Genomic DNA, 17506 nt, shown 5'->3' with positions numbered 1-17506 from the left:
GCTCGCACGGGTCGGCGGGGGCATCGGTCGTACGCTGCGTCTGTCCGAGGCCCCGTCGAAAGCGCGGATGCTCTTGATCGCCGTCACTGTCATCGCGGGCATTCTCTTCACCTGGTGCGTCCTGTCACACCGGCTCGCGCGATGGAGCATCACCGCACCGATCGCCATGATGGTCGCGGGCATCGCCCTCACCAGCGGCTCCGACCCGCCGCTGGTCTTCGACTTCGGCGACATGGCCGGCTTCGAGCACGCCGTGGAGGTCGTCCTCGCGCTCCTCCTCTTCGTCGACGCGACCGAGGTGCCCAAGGGAGTCATCCGGCGTGAGAGGAGCGTCGTCTTCCGACTCCTCGGCGGCGCGCTGCCGCTCACCCTGGCCGCCGCCTTCCTGACCGCGCTCGCCTTCTTCCCCGACCAGCCCGGATGGGTGCTGGCGGTACTGGCCACCGTCGTCGTACCCCTCGACCTGGCCCCCACCGCCGCCGTGATCCGGGACAAGCGCATCCCGGCGCGCCTGCGGGACGTGCTCAACGTCGAGGGAGGCCTGAACGACGGCATCGTCTCCCCGGTGTTCCTGCTCTGTGTCGCCGCCGCCGTCGAGTCCCACACGGCGAGCGACGACTACGCAGAGGCCGTCCTCGACGCGATCGGAGCGGCGGCCTGGGCGCTGGGGGCCGGATCCCTCGTCGGCTACGTGGCCGGCTGGCTGCTCCGCCGCTCCTGGGCGCGAGGCTGGACGCAGCCCGCCGCGACGAGGCTCGCCGTGCTGAGCGTGCCCATCGCCGCGTACACCCTGTCCGCGTTCCTGGGCGGCAACGGCTTCGTCGCCTCCTTCGTGGCCGGGGTGTGCATCGCGCCGGCGCTGCGGCATCTGCCGAAGGACGCCGTGGTGATGACCGACGACCTGGTCACCCTGCTGACGCTCGCCCTGTGGTTCCTCTTCGGCCAGCTGGTCAACGACGAGTTCTGGGACGGCTTCCACGTCTCCGTCATCCTCTACGGGCTCCTCGCCGTCACCCTGGTGCGGATGGTGCCTGTGATGCTCGTGCTGATCGGTACGGATGTGTCCCTGCCGGACCGGCTCTTCCTGGGCTGGATGGGGCCCCGCGGCGTGACCTCGGTGGTCTTCGGGCTCCTCGCCGCGCTGGAGCTGCTGGCCGCCGGCGGCGGTGACTTCATCTCCCGGGTGATGGTGATCACCGTCATGGTCAGCATCGTGCTGCACGGCCTGAGCAGCGAGCCCGTCGGCCGGCTCTACGCCCGCCGCCGGCGCGCCTCGCCACCGCCGGAGCCGGAGCCCCGGGGCGTGGCCTGACACGTACCGGGGCTCCGGCTCCGGGAGGGCGCGGGCGCCTGGGAGGGCGGCGGACCGGCTTCGTGCCCGGTCCGCCGCGCCCGCGTCAGGACGGGAGCCACGCCCGCCAGGTGGCCTCGTTCTCCTTCACCCAGCGGCCCGCCGCCTCCTGCGGCGACAGCTTCTGCTCCGCGATCATCAGGGCGACGTCGTTCTGCATCTCGGTCGTCCAGCGGAACTTCTTCAGGAAGGCCGCGGCGTCGCCCCCGCCGTCCGCGAAGCGGGCGTTGAGGAACTTCTGCAGCGGCGTGTGCGGGTACGCGCAGGCCACCTTCTCCGGGTCGGCGTCGCAGCCCTCGGTGTACGCGGGCAGCTTCACCTCCGTCATCGGAACCTTCTCGAACAGCCACTGGGGCTTGTACCAGTAGCTCAGGAAGGGCTTCTTCTCCTTGGCGAACTGCTCGATCTGGGTGATCTGCGCCGCCTCGGAGCCCGCGAACACGACCTGGTAGTCGAGGTCCAGGTTCTCCACGAGAGCCTTGTCGTTCGTGACGTAGGACGGGGACCCGTCCAGCAACTGGCCCTTGCCGCCGCTCTCCGCGGTACGGAACTCCTCGGCGTACTTGTTCAGGTTCTTCCAGTCGGTGACGTCCGGGTGCTTCTCGGCGAAGTACGTCGGTACGAACCAGCCGATGTGGCCGGTCACCCCGAGATCGCCACCGCGCGCGATCGTCCCCTTGTCGTCGATGTACCGCTTCTCCTGCTCCGGGTGGCCCCAGTCCTCCAGGATGGCGTCCACCCGGCCCTGGCTGAGCGCGTCCCAGGCGGGCACCTCGTCGATCTGGACGGTGTCCACCCGGTAGCCGAGCTCGTGCTCCAGCAGGTACTGCGCGACGGCGACGTTGGCCTGCGCGCCCACCCACGACTGCGCCGACAGGGTCACCGTGCGGGAGCCCTTCGCGTCGGCGTACGGGGAGGCCTGGCGGGTCATGTCCGCGGCGCCGCAGCCGGTGAGGCCGACCGCCAGGGCGGCCGCGGTCACGAGTGCGGCGATGCGTGTGCGAGCCATCTCAGGCCCCCTTTCCGGCGAGTTCACGGCGTTCTGTCGGCTGGGTGACGCGGTCGAGCATCAGGCCCAGGCAGACGATCGCCGCGCCCGCGACCAGACCGGTCGCCAGGTCGCCCTGGGCGAGACCGAAGACCGCGTCGTACCCGAGCGCGCCGCCGCCCACGAGACCGCCGATGACGACCACGGCGAGGACCAGCACCACGCCCTGGTTGACGGCGAGGAGCAACGCGGGCCTGGCCAGCGGGAGCTGGACCTGGAACAGCTGCTGCCGCCCGGTCGCGCCCAGCGAGCGCGAGGACTCCATCGCGGCCGGGTCCACCCCGCGCACGCCCTGGGCCGTGATCCGTACGACGGCGGGCAGCGCGTACACCACGGCGGCGGCTACCGCCGGGGCGCGGCCCACACCGAACAGGGCGACCACAGGGATCAGATAGACGAACTGCGGCATCGTCTGGAAGACGTCGAGCACCGGACGCAGGGCGCGTCCGAGGCGCGTGCTGCGGGCCGCAGCGACCCCCAGCGCGACACCGAGCACCAGCGTCACGGCGACGGCGGCGAGCACCTGCGACAGCGTGTCCAGCGCCGGGTCCCAGACGCCCAGTACACCGATCGCCGCCATCGCGAGGACGGCCGTCGCGGCGGTGCGCAAGGTGCCGATGAGCAGGGCGAGCGCGCCCACGGCCAGCAGGACCGCCCACCAGGGCAGCCACTGCAGGCCGTCGCGCAGGGGGTTGAGGACCCATGTGGTGAACCGCCCCGCCCAGTCGGCGGTGCCGCCGACGAGCGGCACGCCGGAGTACAGGTGGGCGGTCATCCAGTCGACCGCGCCGTTGACGGGCTCGGCGATGTCCACCGTCCACGCGTCGGGCCAGGAGAGCCGGTCGGCCAGGCGGCCCGCGACGGCGACGACGGCGGTCACCGCGAGAGCGACGGCCCAGCCGAGTCCGGCCCGGCGGACGGGAGCGGCGCCGATCCGCTCTCCGGCCGCGGCGGTGACCCGGTCCAGGACGATGGCGAGCAGCACGATCGGCACACCGGCCGCGAGCGCCGCACCGACGTCGACGGAGGCCAGCGCCTGGTACACCCGGTCGCCGAGGCCGCCCGCGCCGATGACGGACGCGATCACGGCCATGCCGAGCGCCATCATGATCGACTGGTTGACGCCGAGCAGAAGCTCCTTGCGGGCCAGCGGAAGCCGGGCCGTCAACAGCCGCTGACGGCCGGTGGCGCCGAGCGACGCGGCGGCCTCCATGACCCCCGCGTCCGCGCCGCGCAGCCCGAGCGCGGTGAGACGGGCCATGGGCGGCGCGGCGTAGACGACGGTCGCGAGGACGGCCGCGGGCACGCCGATGAAGACCAGGACGACGGGCAGCAGATACGCGAAGGCCGGCAGCACCTGCATGGTGTCGAGCACCGGGCGCAGGATCCGGTGCATCCGGTCCGACAGGCCGGCGGCCAGCCCGAGGAGGCCGCCGAGCAGCACGGACGCGGCGACGGCGACCACCATCAGGGCGAGCGTCTGCATCGTCGGCACCCACATGCCGAGCAGGCCGCAGGCGGCGAAGGCGGCGACGGAGGTCAGCGCGAGCCGCACACCCGCGACACGCCAGGCCACGAGCCCGGCGGCGGCGGTGACGCCGGCCCAGCCGAGCGCGAGCAGCACCAGGTACACCGCGCGGACGGACACGACCACGACGTTGCTGACGTGCCCGAGGAAGTAGAGGAAGAGCGGGTGGCCGTCCCGGTTGTCGATGATCCAGTCGCTGGTGCGCTCCAGCGGCCCCGACAGATCGACGGCGAGCGACGCGGGCCAGCTTCCGCCGCCCAGGAGTACGGCTCCGAGGACGAGCGCGACGGCCACGCCGGCGCCGATCAGCCGGCCGCGGTGGCGCGCGAGCGCGCGCAGCGCACCGGACCCGGCGTCGCGGGCGGCCGTGGGGCCGGGAGGAGCGGGAGTGACGGTGGCGGTCATCGGCCCCACCGCCGGGTGGAGGGGGTCGCGCTCGCACGACGGGCGGCGGCCCGGTCACCGGTGCCGTTCGTTCCGCCCGGGCGCGGCGAGGTCGCGGCACCGCTCGTGCCGCGGGTGGCCCGACTGCCGGTACCGTTCGTGCCGCCCGGCGGCGGCCAGGTCGTATGGGCGTACATCAGGCCACCGCCTTCCCCGTGGTGGCCGGGACCCCGGCGACGACACCGAGGAGACCCGCCTGGTCGACCACGCCCAGGCACCGGCCGTTCTCGACGACCCGCGCGTTCTCGCCCGTACGGGCGACGGCCTCGATGGCCTCGTGGACGGTGGCGCTCGGGGCGAGCGCGGGTCCGGCCTCGTGTTCGTCGGCGAGCGCCGGGCGCATCGCCGAGCGGACGGTCAGCACCTGCTCGCGCGGCACGTCCCGGACGAAGTCCCTGACGTAGTCGTCGGCGGGGGAGCCCACGATCTCCTCAGGAGTGCCGAGCTGGACGATCCGTCCGTCGCGCATCAGCGCGATGCGGTCGCCCAGCTTCAGCGCCTCGCTCAGGTCGTGCGTGATGAAGACCATCGTGCGTCCCTCCTCCCGGTGCAGGCGGACGACCTCCTCCTGCATGTCCCGGCGGATCAGCGGGTCGAGGGCGCTGAACGGCTCGTCGAACAGCAGGACTTCGGGATCCACGGCGAGCGCGCGGGCCAGGCCGACCCGCTGCTGCTGGCCACCGGACAGCTGGCTCGGCCTGCGGTGCTCCATACCGTCCAGGCCCACCTTGGTGACGAACTCCGCGGCCCGCTCACGCCGTTCGGCGCGCCCTAGGCCCTGGATCTCGAGCCCGTAGGCGACGTTGTCGAGCACCGTCCGGTGCGGCAGCAGCCCGAAGTGCTGGAAGACCATCGCCGCCCGGTGCCGGCGCAGCTCCCGGAGCCGGCCGGTGTCCATGGACAGCACGTCCTCGCCGTCGATGGCGATGGTGCCCGAGGTCGGCTCGATCAGCCGGGTCAGGCAGCGGACGAGCGTCGACTTGCCCGAGCCCGAGAGGCCCATGACGACGAAGACCTCGCCCTTGCGGACATCGAACGAGACATCGCGGACGGCGGCGGTGCAGCCGGTCCGCTCGCGCAGCTCGGCGGCGTCGAGGGAACCGAGCTCCGGGTCGGCGGGCACCCGGTCGGCCTTCGGACCGAAGACCTTCCACAGGTCACGTACGGAGAAGACGGGATGCGCAGGATTCTGCGACGGGGTGTGCGGAGTGGTCATCGGGCTGTGCCTCCCAGCAGGTCGGCGCATTTCTCGCCGACCATGAGCACGCCGATCATCGGGTTCACGGCGGTCATGGTCGGGAAGATCGACGCGTCGGCGATCCGGATGCCGTCGAGGCCCCGGATCCTCAGATCGGGCGCGACGACGGCGAGTTCGTCGTCGGCGGCCCCCATCCGGCACGTACCGGCCGGGTGGTAGACGGTGTGCGCGACCTGGCGGGCGTACGCGCTGAGTTCCTCGTCGGACGTCACCTCCGGCCCCGGGCACACCTCGCGCTTCAGCCATCCGGCCAGCGGTTCGCTCGCCGCGATCTGCCGGGCGATGCGGATGCCGTCGACGAGGGTCCGGCCGTCGTAGTCGTCCTCGTCGGTGAAGTACCGGAAGTCGAGCGCGGGCTTGACCTCGGGGTCGGCGCTCGTCAGGTAGAGCCGGCCGCGGCTGCGCGGCTTGGGGATGTTCGGAGTCAACGACACGCCGTGCGCGGGCCGTTCGTAGCCCAGGCGCTCGGGGTTGTCGGTGAAGGGGATCTGGTAGAAGTGGAACATCAGGTCCGGCCCCTCGGACTCCGGGTCGCGGCGGACGAACAGTCCGGCGTCGGAGTCCATCGCGGAGTTCTCCGGGATCGGGCCGTGCGTCTCCCACACGATGACCGACTCGGGGTGGTCGAGGAGGTTCTCCCCGACACCCGGCAGGTCGTGTACGACGGGGATGCCGAGCTTCTCCAGGTCGGCGCGCGGCCCGACGCCGGAGTGCAGCAGCAGGCGCGGGGTGTCCACGGCGCCCGCGCACACCAGGACCTCGCGCCGGGCGCGTACGACGTGCTCCGCGCCCTCCTTCGTACGGATGTGCACGCCGGTGGCGCGGGTGCCCTCGAACTCGAGCCGGAACGCCCAGGTCTCCAGGGCGATGTGCAGGTTCGGCCGGTCCAGGAACGGGTGCAGATAGGCGACCGAGGCGGACGACCGCTTGTTGTTCTCCGGGTGGTACGCGAGGTCGAAGAAGCCGACGCCCTCGTGGAAGGGGCTCTTGTTGAAGCCCTCCACGCGCGGAACGCCGAGCGTGGTCTGCGCAGCGTCGACGAAGTCCCGGGCGATCGCGTTCCGGTCGGCCTCGTCGACGGGCACGATGTTGTTGCGCAGCCGGGCGAAGTACGGATCCATGGCGGCCGCGTCCCACCCCTCGGCGCCGGCCTCGGCCCACTCGTCCCAGTCGGAGGGCAGGGGCTTGAAGGCGATGAGGGTGTTGTGCGAGGAACAGCCGCCGAGGACCCGCGCACGGCTGTGACGGATGTACGAGTTGCCCCGGGGCTGCTGGGTGGTGGGGTAGTCGTAGTCCAGCTCCCCGCCGAGCAGGCCCATCCAGCGGCGCAGGGTGAGGACGTCGTCGCGGCCGACGTCGCTGGGGCCGCCCTCGATGACGGCGACGCTGACGTCCGGGTCCTCGGTCAGCCGGGAGGCGATGACCGAACCCGCGGTGCCGCCGCCGACGACGACGTAGTCGTACACGTGCTGGTCGTTCATGCCTGGTCCTTCGCCGTCGTGCCCGCGAACCAGCGCACGGGGCGCGGAGCGAGGTTCTGGTAGATGTGCTTGGCCTCGCGGTACTCGGCGAGACCGCTGGGGCCCAGTTCGCGGCCGATGCCGGACTTTCCGAAGCCGCCCCATTCCGTCTGCGGCAGGTAGGGGTGGAAGTCGTTGATCCAGACGGTGCCGTGGCGCAGCCGGGCGGCGACGCGCCGGGCACGGTCCTCGTCGGCGGTCCACACCGCTCCGGCGAGGCCGTACTCGGTGTCGTTGGCGAGAGTGACGGCCTCCTCCTCGGTCCGGAAGGTCTCCACGGTGAGGACGGGTCCGAAGACCTCCTCGCGCACGACCCGCATGGAGCGGTGGCACCGGTCCAGGACCGTCGGCCGGTAGAAGTAGCCGGGACCGGCCGGCTTCTCGCCGCCGGCCCGCAGGACCGCGCCCTCGCCGAGGGCGGAGGCCACGTACTCCTCGGTCTTGGCGACCTGTGCCGCGGAGACCAGCGGACCGCACTCGACGCCCGCGTCGGTGCCGCGGCCGAGCCGGATCAGTTCGGCCCGGCGGGCGAGCTCGGCGACGAACCGCTCGCGCAGCGGCTCCTCGACGATGAGGCGGGAGCCGGCGGAGCAGACCTGGCCGCTGTGGATGAAGGCGGCGTTGAGCGCCTGGTCGACGGCGGTGTCGAAGCCCTCGGGTGTCGCGCAGGCGTCGGCGAACACCACGTTGGGGTTCTTGCCGCCCAGTTCGAGGGCGACCTTCTTCACGCTGTCGGCGGCCGCGCGGGCGACCTTCGTCCCGCTGACGAGACCGCCCGTGAACGAGACGAGGTCGACGTCGGGGTGGTCGGCGAGCCGGGCGCCGACGGTATGGCCGGGGCCGGTGACGATGTTGGCCGCGCCGAGCGGCAGCCCGGCCTCCAGGAGCAGTTCGACCAGGACGACGGTGCTCAGCGGGGTGATCTCGCTGGGCTTGATCACGAACGTGTTGCCGGCGGCGAGGGCGGGCGCGATCTTCCAGCTGGCCTGGAGCAGCGGATAGTTCCACGGCGTGATGAGGGCGCATACGCCGACGGGCTCGTGCACGACGACGCTGCGGATCTCGTCCGACCCGGCGTCGACGACGCGTGCGCCGCTCTCGCTCTCCACGAGGTCGGCGAAGTAGCGGAAGGCGTCGCGGACGCAGTCGACGTCGACGCGGCCCTCCTCCAGCGTCTTGCCCGCGTCCTGGCTCTCCAGGGCGCCGATGCGCTCGCGGTCGCGCTCGAGCAGGTCGGCTGCCCGCCGCAGCAGGGTGGCCCGCTCGGCGACCGGCGTACGCGGCCAGGCACCGTCGTCGAACGCGGCCCGTGCTGCGGCCACGGCGTCGTCGGTGTCCGCGACATCGCCCTCCGACACGACCGCGAAAGCGGTCGCGTCGACGGGGTCGATGATGTCGCGCGTGGCGCCGGAGAGGGCCGCTCGCCACTCTCCGCCCACATGGATGGTCTGTTGTTCTGCGGTCACGTCGCGTATGGCCCTTCGTTTCCATGAGTCCCCCTGCCGGTTGCCCGGCGGTCGTGCCGCCTGCCCCGAGCCCGGAAATCCATGCGCAATGCCTCACGCAGAGTGCTCTGTCTCACGCTCGATTGCGGTGCGAAAGCGGACATTCCACTCAAGTCGCATGAGTGAGGGGTGTGAGGTGGGGGGCGGGAATCCGCGGCTGTCATGGACCGTTGCACAGGCGAGGGCGATCGCCGCCGACGCGTGCACCACTCACGGAAGAGAGCTGCCGATGCAGTCGAGAGAAGCCGCCACCGTGGAGGCCACCCTCCCCGACGGCCGTCGCATGACCCTGTCCCTGCCTCCGACCGGCGCCGCCTGGGCCGCCGGTGGCGTCGACGGTCTGCGCCCCGTCCCCGCCCTCTACGAGGGGCGCGGCGACGAGCCGCACGACCTTCCGTCCGTTCCGGACCTGCGTGCGCTGAACCTCGCCGTCCTCGGCCTGGGGGCCTGAGACCGTACGGCGGCAGGGTGCCCGACGCGAAACGCCCGGTCGGGCACCCTGCCGCGCGAGTCCTCGGCTACGGGGCGTCGACCAGGATCCGGCCGTCGGCGGGGATGCGCAGGGCGGCGCCGTTGGCGTAGGCGGACTCCACCCGGGCCCGCTCGGTCGCGTTCGGGACCGCGTTGACGCAACTCGTACCGGCGCTCGACCCCGACATCAGCTGCGAGCACGGGCCGGGTTTGGTGTCGGGGAGTCCCAGGCTGTGGCCGAGTTCATGGGCGGCTATCCGGGTCTTGTCGTACCCCTGTGTCACCGCCTGGCTCCCGAGCTCGACGCGGACCTGCCGGCCCGGACGGACGGGGCCGAGGGTGGCCTGGGGCCAGCCCGTCGTGGCCACGATCACGATCTCCGCGCGGGTTCCCGGCGCGGCCTCGACCAGCTTGACGTTGCCGACGTTCGCGTTCCATGAGGCGACTCCGGCCGCGACAGCCGCCTCCCAGCCGCCGGCCCTGCTGTCGTCGTAACGAAGTGTCACCACCGCCGACGCGCCCGCCGTCGACGGCTGCGGTGTGGTCGCGGGTGCGGCGGTCGCCGCCGTCGCGGTGGCCAGGGCGACCGCCGCGGCGGTGGTGCCTGCCTTCAGCCATGTGGAGAGGGGCATGCTGCTCCTTCACTCGTGGGGGGCTCGGAACCGTAGGGGAACGTGTGGAACGTGCGGAACCGAGAGTGCGGGAACCTCGACGGTATGCCCCCGCACCCCATGTCCGCCATGTACCTGTCATTTTTGACTGACCGTCAACTCTCATACGGGGGAACGGCGTCGGAGGGGCACGCCGCGACCGAGTCCCGAAATCCTCGCGTGCTACTTGGCGGTAAGGAATGATGACGGGCATCCATCTCCACACGGTCGGGGGCTGAGGCAGCAGTGACGACTTTCGACGAACGGACCACGGTGCACGCGTTCCGGGACGACGCCCTGGGAGACCACGACGCCGTCGGTCTCGCCTCGGCGATCCGGCGGGGTGAGGTCGGCGCCGCCGAGGTCGCACGGGACGCGGCGCAGCGGGTGCGGGCCGTCGACGCCCGGCTCCACGCGGTCCAGGTGCACGTCGACCTTCCGGCGCACGCGGCCGGCGGGAGCGGAGCCTTCGCCGGGGTGCCGACCTTCGTCAAGGACAACACCGACCACCAGGGGCTGCCGACCGGCCACGGCAGCGCCGCCTTCACGCCGAGGGCCGCCCGCCGGCACGCGCCGTTCGCCCGGCAGCTCCTGAGCAGCGGTGTCACGGTGCTGGGCAAGACCCGGCTGCCCGAGTTCGGATTCAGCCCGACCACGGAGTACGAGGGCGCCGAGCCCGTCCGTAACCCCTGGAACACCGGCTACTCGGCGGGTGGTTCGTCCGGGGGCAGCGCCGCGCTCGTCGCGGCCGGGGCGGTCCCGATCGCGCACGCCAACGACGGCGGTGGTTCGATCCGGATCCCCGCCGCCTGCTGCGGACTCGTCGGCCTCAAGCCGACGCGCGGCCGGGTCGTGGCGAACGCCCAGAGCCGCCAACTGCCGCTGGACCTCGTCTCCGACGGGGTCGTGAGCCGCTCCGTGCGGGACACCGCCGCCTTCCTCGCCTCCGCGGAGACACACTGGCGCAACCCGAAGCTGCCGCCGCTGGGCCTGGTCGAAGGCCCCTCGGGGCGGCGGCTGCGGATCGGCTTCCTGCTCGACTCGCCCAACGGGGTCCGCTCGGACGCCGCCACCCGTGCGGCCGTCACGGAGACCGCGGCCACCCTGGAACGACTCGGCCACACCGTGGAGCCGGTGGAACTGGCCCTCGACCCGCGCTTCACCGAGGACTTCCTCGCCTACTGGGGGATGCTGTCGTTCCTCCTCGGCATCACCGGCCGGACCCTCGGCGCGGACTTCGACCGGCGCCGGATGGACGGCCTCAGCCGGGGCCTGCGCGAGGCGTACCTCGCGACCTGGCAGCGCACCCCGGGCGTGCTGCGGAGACTGAAGCGGACGGAGCGTGCGTACGCGGCGGCGTTCCGCGGTCTCGACCTCATCCTGTCGCCGGTGCTCGCCCACACCACGCCGCCGATCGGTCACCTCAGCCCGACCGTTCCGTACGAGACGCTGATCGAACGGATCCTCGCGTACGTCGCGTTCACACCGGTCAACAACGTCGTCGGCACTCCGTCGATCTCGGTGCCCGCCGCAAGCGCAACCGAGGACGGACTCCCCATCGGCGTCATGTTCTCCGGCCGCCCGGGCGGTGAACAGACGCTCCTGGAGGTCGCGTTCGCGCTGGAGGCGGAGAGGCCCTTCCGGCGTATCCAGGACGTGTGACCTCACCTCCCCGAAGACACCCCACCGGTCTGACATGCTGCCCCGGTGCGCGTGTTGATCGTGACGGGCGGAAAGCTGGGGCGACGTCGCTCCCTGCACCGGCCTTGGCGTGCGGCTGCGCGCGGCGGGCCACGACGTGGCGCTCGCCACCCGGGGCCCGCCCCTGCGCTTCCAGCGGGTGACGGCGGAGCGCCTGGCGGCCGCGATCACCACCGCGACCGGCGACCCCGCCCTGCGCACACGCTCCCGTCTCCTCGCCGCGCACCTGGCGCGGGAGGACGGCGCACAGCCCGTACCGGACAGCCTGGAGCGCCTCGCCTAGCACCGCCCGCCGAAGAGAAAGCCGAGCATGAAGCACACCCCGATATCGATCACCGCCCTTGGCACCTGCGCGCTCGTCGCCTCCCTCCTCGCCGTCCCCGCCACGGCGGCCGAGGCGGAGCCCGAGCAGGCCCTCTACGGCGAACTGGCGCGCAACGGCACCTTCGCCACGAACACCGAGGACTGGTGGGGAACCTCCGGCGTCTCGATGACCGCCGAGGACGGTGCGCTGCGGGCCGCGGTCGAACCGGCGCCGGCGGACCAGGTCGGCCAGTCGTACCGCACGGTCATGGGCCAGAACCGGATCACGCTGCGCCCGGGCGTCACCTACACCCTGTCCTTCGACGCGAGCGCCTCCAGGGCGACGAAGATCAGGTCGACGGTCCAGCTCGGAACGGAGCCCTACCCGGCGTCCCTGGCGAACGAACTCGACCTCACCACCGCCGCCCAGCACTTCAGCTGGACCTTCACCTCCTCCCTCGACTCGGCCGACGGCCACATCGACTTCCAGGTCGGAGGCCAGGACGTCAGAACCGACATCGTCCTGGACAACGTCTCGCTGACCACGTCGACCGCCCGCGAGGGCTTCTACACCGACCCCGCCAGTACGGCCATGACATGGGTGCGCGGGACGACGGACCCCCGGGCCGCGAAGATCGCCTCGGCCGTCGCGGACCACACCACCGTGAAGTGGTTCGGCAACTGGGACGCCGACGGCGACCCGGCCACCGGCGTCCGGGACGAGGTGGGCGCCTACGTGGGCGCGGCGGCGGCGCGGGGCGAGCTTCCCGTGCTCGTCGCGTACAACATCCCCGGCCGTGACTGCGGCGGCGCTTCCTCGGGCGGTTCCGAGGACGCCGACCGCTACAAGGCGTGGATCGACGCCTTCGCCCAGGGCATCGGGGGCCGGCCCGCCGTCGTGATCCTGGAGCCCGACGCGGTCGCCCAGTCCGCCGACCCGGGATGCATCTCGGGCGAAGCGCTCGAAGCCCGCTTCGACATGCTCTGGTACGCCAACCAGCACCTTCAGGCGCAGGGCGGCTTCGTCCGGACGTACCTCGACGGAGGCAACGCCACCTGGACCCTGGGGCAGGACCTCAGTGGCGACGGCGGCATCGGCCTGCAGCGGATGGCCTATCTGCTCAACCGCTCCGGCGTCTCGATGGCCCGCGGGGTCTCGGTCGGCGTCTCCAACTTCGACTCCACGGACATCTCCAACCAGTACGGCAGCAGGCTGGCCGCCCAGCTCAAGGCCGACTTCGGCGTCGACGCCCGATGGGTGGTGGACACCGCGCGCAACGGCAACGGGGCCTATGTCACCCCCGGCGACCCCGGCAGCGGGCACGTGGGCTTCTGCAACCCGCCGGGGCGCAAGCTGGGCGTGACGTCCCGAGCCGGCGAAGGCGGTGCCGAGTACCTCCTGTGGATCAAGAACCCCGGGGACTCGGACGGCGACTCGGCCGCGTGCCCGCCGGGCTCCCCGCCGGCGGGCTCCTTCTCGCCGGACCTGGCCGACGCCCTCATCGAAGGCCGCTGAGCCGGCCTCGTGGCTGCCGGGGGTCTCCGTGTATCGCGGGCGTATCGAAAATCGCATACGCCCCCGCAACGGTCCTCCGTCTCCAATGGGGCCATGAACCATGACACATCCCCGTCGGCACCGCCCCGCCGCACCCGCAGGACCGTGCTGCTCGGCCTGGCCGTCCTCGGAGTGGCGAGCGCCCTGTTCGTCGTGCGCGGGCCGCTCATGATGTCCGCCCCGAGGTGCATGGCCGGGCGGTGGCACGGCTGCTACGACACGTTCAACGGGGTCGTGCTGATGACGCTGGTCGCGTTGCCCCTGGCCGTGCTGGTGGCGTGGGCTCTCGCGCGCCGGCGTCGCGCCGCCGGCGTCCGGTCGCCGTGGCGGAGGTCGCTGGCCGAGGTGGGCATGGTCCACGGGACGGTGCCGTTCCTGTGGCTGACCATGATGCCGGGCGCCGCGCCGGGCATCGCCCCCGCACGGGTGAGCCTGGTACCGCTGCGGGACCTGGTCGCGATGGGATCGCTCGGGATCGTCGGCAACCTGCTGGTCTTCGCGTCGCTGGGGTTCTTCGCCCCGATGCGGTTCGCGGCGCTCGCGTCCCTTCCGCGGATCCTGGCGCTCGGGGCCGGCTGCTCGATCCTGGTCGAGACCGCACAGTACGTTCTGCGGCTCGACCGGGTCTCCTCCGTGGACGACGTCCTGGTCAACGCCACCGGCGCCGTGCTGGCCGGGCTGGCGTCCCGTCGCTGGTGGCGCACCGCGGCGGAGGTCCCGGTGGACCGGCCTCGCCCCGCGATGGCGCAGGCACGCTGAGTCACGTGTACGGTCCGCCCAGGCCTCGCATACGCCGACGACATGGTCTCCTGCTTAGGCTTCCCGCATGCGCGTACTGATCGTGGAGGACGAGCCGTACCTGGCGGAGGCCGTCCGTGACGGCCTCCGGCTGGAGGCGATCGCCGCCGACATCGCCGGCGACGGCGACTCGGCCCTGGAGCTGCTCAGCGTCCACTCCTACGACCTCGCGGTCCTCGACCGTGACATCCCCGGCCCCTCCGGCGACGAGGTCGCCCGGCGCATCGTCGCCTCCGGCAGCGGGATCCCGATCCTCATGCTCACCGCTGCCGACCGGATCGACGACAAGGCCTCCGGCTTCGGGCTCGGCGCCGACGACTACCTCACCAAACCGTTCGAGCTGCGGGAGCTCGTCCTGCGGCTGAGGGCGCTCGACCGCAGACGCGCGCACACCCGGCCCCCGGTCCGCGAGCTCGCGGGCCTGCGGGTCGACCCCTTCCGCCGGGAGGTGTTCCGCGACGGTCGCTATGTCGCGCTCACCCGCAAACAGTTCGCCGTCCTCGAAGTCCTCGTCGCCGCCGAGGGCGGGGTCGTCAGCGCCGAAGAGCTGCTCGAACGGGCCTGGGACGAGAACGCCGACCCTCTCACCAACGCCGTGCGCATCACCGTCTCGGCCCTGCGCAAACGTCTCGGCGAACCATGGCTGATCGCCACGGTTCCCGGCGTCGGCTACCGCATCGAGACCGGCTCCGACACCACCCTTCCCGGCAGTACCCGTGCGTAGACGCCCAGGGCTCAGCGTCCGACTGAAGCTCACCCTCAGTTACGCCGGGTTCCTCGCCGTCGCCGGCGCTCTCCTGCTGGCCGTCGTGTGGATGTTCCTGCTGCGCTACGTACCCGACAACTCGCAGGGGCTGCTCGGGATCTCGCCCAACCGCTACCTCCTTGTCCGCACCTTCCTCCCCGCCGCGGCCGTGGCGATGGTCTTCCTGCTCGGCTTCGGCCTCGTCGGGGGATGGATCCTCGCCGGCCGGATGCTCGCCCCCCTCACACAGATCACGGATGCGGCCCGGAGGGCCGGGAACGGGTCGCTGTCCCACCGGATCCGTATGAAGGGCCGCCAAGACGAGTTCCGGGAACTCTCCGACACGTTCGACTCGATGCTCCACCGCCTGGAGTCCCATGTCGCCGAGCAGCAGCGGTTCGCCGCGAACGCGTCCCACGAACTGCGCACCCCGCTGGCCATCTCGCGGACGCTCCTCGACGTCGCCCGCAAGGACCCCACGCAGGACCGGGGTGAACTCGTCGAACGCCTGCACGCGGTCAACACGCGGGCGATCGACCTCACCGAGGCCCTCCTGGTGCTCAGCCGCGGCGACAGCGGAAACGTCATCCGCGAGAGCGTCGACCTCTCGCTCCTCGCCGAAGAAGCCGCCGAAACGCTGCTTCCCCTCGCCGAACAGCGCCGGATCACCCTCGACGTCACCGGCGGGGCGGCACCTACCAGCGGCTCCGCGGAGCTCCTGCTGCGGATGGTGACGAACCTCGTCCAGAACGCCGTCGTCCACAACATCCCCGCCGACGGCACCGTGAGGGTCCACACCGAGGCGCTCGGAGACACGAGCGTGCTACGGGTCGAGAACACGGGTCCTCGGCTCCCCCCGGACCTGGTACCGACCCTCACCGAACCCTTCCAGCGCGGAACGGAACGCGTACGCACCGACGAGCACGCCGGCGTGGGCCTCGGCCTGGCCATCGTGCACAGCATCGTCCGCGCGCACGACGGAACCCTCGACCTCACCCCCCGCCCCGCCGGCGGCCTCCTGGTCACGGTCCGGCTTCCCGGCAGGGCGCGGACGTCGTCGGACGCGGCCCTCTAGATCTCCTGCCCTTGAGCTAGATACCTGTCCTTGGTGCCGGCCGGAGCTCAGGCGGCGTGGACCTGGAACCAGACCCACTTGCCTCGGTCACCCACAGTGGCCACACCCCAGGCCCCGGCCACCGCGTCCAGCAGATCCAGCCCACGACCCGTCTCCAGCTCCGTCTCGGCGGTGTCCGCCTCGTCCCGGCTCGACCGGGCCCCCGACCCCATCCGAGGGTTCGTGTCGAAGACGGCGCCGGTCACCACACCGGCACCGCGGTCGTAGCCGAGGGCGATCTCGATGGCCGGTCCGTCCGCGTGCCGGACCGCGTTCGAGACGACCTCACTCAGAAGCAGGGCCGCCATGTCGACCTCGACGTGACCCTCGGGAGCGATCCGGCCGAGGACGTGACGGGCGTCGGCGGCGGCGCGGGGGTGGCGGGGCAGGACGGCGATGCCGCTGTGTGCGTTCACGGTGGACTCCAAGTCTTGGTGCGCCCGGACGAGCGCAACGGCCCCCTGGGGCGGCGCCGCCCTGCCGAGGAGGGGGGAGGAGGAGGGGCGGTGCCGCGCCACTACTCCATCGTCACGGCGCTTCGGGGCCCGCCGAGGTGTCCATCGTCGGCCTCGGAGGTGACGAAAGTAGGGGTCGCGGGTGCGGGATCGCGGCCCGGCGCGGGGCTGCGCAGCCGCGTCGGTCGGCCTTGCGCCACGGGTTCGATCGTCCTGAGCGAACGATCGATGGGATCCCGGTCAGGAAGGGCGCACGAACGTGTAGTCGAGCTCTCCCCGACGGGGGTCGATCCGCAGGTCGGTGACCTCCAACGGCCGGTCGAACTGGTCGTGCACGAACTGCCGCACGGCGAGCCACATCCGCTTGCAGCCGGCCCTGTCGACCCGCACCCGGTCGCGCCGGACGGGGCGCAATCCGGACTCGGCCATCCACAGGTACAGATGGCGGAGGTCCGGCTCGGACTGGGCGGCCCGACCGCGGACCCGCCGTACCCGCCTGCCCAGCCTGGGCACATGGGCGAGCGCGGTGGGTGAGAAGTACGAGACGGCCTCCTGGACGGTCTCCCCGCACAGCAGGGTGAGCCCGTGCCGATGGACGAGCGTGGGCCGCTCGGGGGAGAGGCCGAGCAGCGCCTCGACGGGCGGCGGCACCGACTCGTACGACAGGCGGGCGCGGGAGCGGACGGCGAGCCCGGGGAAGGTCCCGCCGGCGGGGAACAGCGGCGGGGAGCGTCGACCCGCGACGGGACGTGCGGGGGCGCTGTGCCCGGTGTACGTGTAGGTGCCCGAGCGGTCGGTGTGCATCAGGCCACGGGCCCGCAGGTGTTCCAGGGCGCGCCGCAAGGTCTGCCGGTTGACCCCCATGGAGGCGGCGAGCACGCGCTCGGCGGGAATCCTGCGGAGCCCGGAAGCGTCGCCTCCGAGGCGCTGGGCGTCCTGGATGATCTGCTCGGCCAGCCGCATGTACAGCGGTACGCCCCCGGGAGGTGCGCCGGACACGATCAGGCCTTCTTCGGTGAGCGCGGGGCAGCCGGCGCCGTGGTCCCCGCGCACCAGGGCT

Annotated in this window: 16 protein-coding genes; 8 read left to right on the top strand and 8 right to left on the bottom strand. The window is 72.3% G+C overall.

Translation table 11 applies throughout. The features are described 5' to 3' along the window. Positions 1-67 precede the first annotated feature (67 nt). On the top strand, positions 68-1312 hold the full coding sequence (locus ACFY8U_RS02925; RefSeq protein ID WP_389564797.1) for a cation:proton antiporter: 1245 nt from the start codon (positions 68-70) through the stop codon (positions 1310-1312). An 85-nt stretch (positions 1313-1397) separates the two neighbouring features. Here ACFY8U_RS02925 and ACFY8U_RS02920 read toward each other — a convergent pair whose 3' ends face one another. The 5 genes from ACFY8U_RS02920 to ACFY8U_RS02900 all read right to left on the bottom strand — a co-directional run bounded on the left by ACFY8U_RS02920 (position 1398) and on the right by ACFY8U_RS02900 (position 8615). Beyond that, positions 1398-2360, bottom strand: coding sequence for an ABC transporter substrate-binding protein (locus ACFY8U_RS02920; RefSeq protein WP_389564795.1), 963 nt, complete (start codon positions 2358-2360; stop codon positions 1398-1400). 1 nt (position 2361) lies between these two features. Further along, positions 2362-4332: an ABC transporter permease subunit gene (locus ACFY8U_RS02915; RefSeq protein WP_389564793.1), complete on the bottom strand. Its 1971-nt coding sequence runs from the start codon at positions 4330-4332 to the stop codon at positions 2362-2364. Positions 4333-4507: 175 nt separating this feature from the next. Then, a complete protein-coding gene (locus ACFY8U_RS02910; RefSeq protein WP_389564790.1) occupies positions 4508-5587 on the bottom strand; it encodes a glycine betaine/L-proline ABC transporter ATP-binding protein in 1080 nt (359 codons plus the stop codon). Then, complete coding sequence (locus ACFY8U_RS02905) at positions 5584-7110, bottom strand: GMC family oxidoreductase (RefSeq protein WP_389564787.1); 1527 nt, start codon at positions 7108-7110, stop codon at positions 5584-5586. Before ACFY8U_RS02905 ends, ACFY8U_RS02910 begins: the two co-directional genes overlap by 4 nt. After that, positions 7107-8615, bottom strand: coding sequence for an aldehyde dehydrogenase family protein (locus tag ACFY8U_RS02900; protein WP_389564784.1), 1509 nt, complete (start codon positions 8613-8615; stop codon positions 7107-7109). Before ACFY8U_RS02900 ends, ACFY8U_RS02905 begins: the two co-directional genes overlap by 4 nt. 268 nt (positions 8616-8883) lie before the next feature. Between ACFY8U_RS02900 and ACFY8U_RS02895 the strand changes: the two genes are divergently transcribed. Further along, complete coding sequence (locus ACFY8U_RS02895) at positions 8884-9105, top strand: hypothetical protein (protein ID WP_361595148.1); 222 nt, start codon at positions 8884-8886, stop codon at positions 9103-9105. Positions 9106-9172: 67 nt separating this feature from the next. On the opposite strand, the gene ACFY8U_RS02890 is transcribed toward ACFY8U_RS02895, so the two are convergent. Next, positions 9173-9757 carry a snapalysin family zinc-dependent metalloprotease gene (locus tag ACFY8U_RS02890; protein WP_389564781.1) on the bottom strand — a complete coding sequence of 195 codons (585 nt, stop codon included), beginning with the start codon at positions 9755-9757 and terminating at the stop codon, positions 9173-9175. A gap of 264 nt (positions 9758-10021) precedes the next feature. Here ACFY8U_RS02890 and ACFY8U_RS02885 point away from each other — a divergent pair, with 264 nt between their 5' ends. From ACFY8U_RS02885 to ACFY8U_RS02860, 6 genes are all read left to right on the top strand, one after another. Continuing rightward, on the top strand, positions 10022-11437 hold the full coding sequence (locus tag ACFY8U_RS02885; RefSeq protein WP_389564779.1) for an amidase: 1416 nt from the start codon (positions 10022-10024) through the stop codon (positions 11435-11437). A gap of 109 nt (positions 11438-11546) precedes the next feature. Continuing rightward, on the top strand, positions 11547-11759 hold the full coding sequence (locus ACFY8U_RS02880) for a hypothetical protein (protein WP_389564777.1): 213 nt from the start codon (positions 11547-11549) through the stop codon (positions 11757-11759). 27 nt (positions 11760-11786) lie between these two features. After that, a complete protein-coding gene (locus ACFY8U_RS02875; RefSeq protein ID WP_389564774.1) occupies positions 11787-13295 on the top strand; it encodes a glycoside hydrolase family 6 protein in 1509 nt (502 codons plus the stop codon). 93 nt (positions 13296-13388) lie between these two features. Continuing rightward, positions 13389-14093 (top strand): VanZ family protein, encoded by a 705-nt coding sequence (locus ACFY8U_RS02870; RefSeq protein WP_389564771.1) that lies wholly within the window; start codon positions 13389-13391, stop codon positions 14091-14093. Positions 14094-14160: 67 nt separating this feature from the next. Next, positions 14161-14856 carry a response regulator transcription factor gene (locus tag ACFY8U_RS02865; protein WP_389564768.1) on the top strand — a complete coding sequence of 232 codons (696 nt, stop codon included), beginning with the start codon at positions 14161-14163 and terminating at the stop codon, positions 14854-14856. After that, complete coding sequence (locus tag ACFY8U_RS02860; RefSeq protein WP_389564765.1) at positions 14849-15952, top strand: sensor histidine kinase; 1104 nt, start codon at positions 14849-14851, stop codon at positions 15950-15952. The genes ACFY8U_RS02865 and ACFY8U_RS02860 overlap by 8 nt, the downstream gene beginning before the upstream one ends. Positions 15953-15999: 47 nt before the next feature. On the opposite strand, the gene ACFY8U_RS02855 is transcribed toward ACFY8U_RS02860, so the two are convergent. Further along, positions 16000-16407: an ATP-binding protein gene (locus ACFY8U_RS02855; RefSeq protein ID WP_389564762.1), complete on the bottom strand. Its 408-nt coding sequence runs from the start codon at positions 16405-16407 to the stop codon at positions 16000-16002. A 279-nt stretch (positions 16408-16686) separates the two neighbouring features. Beyond that, on the bottom strand, positions 16687-17445 hold the full coding sequence (locus ACFY8U_RS02850) for a GntR family transcriptional regulator (RefSeq protein WP_389564759.1): 759 nt from the start codon (positions 17443-17445) through the stop codon (positions 16687-16689). Positions 17446-17506: the final 61 nt, after the last annotated feature.

The sequence above is a fragment of the Streptomyces sp. NPDC012508 genome (assembly GCF_042902595.1).
GTDB lineage: Bacteria > Actinomycetota > Actinomycetes > Streptomycetales > Streptomycetaceae > Streptomyces.
The sequence above is the reverse complement of the archived record's forward strand: the minus strand, read 5'-3'. Positions and strand labels throughout refer to the sequence as shown.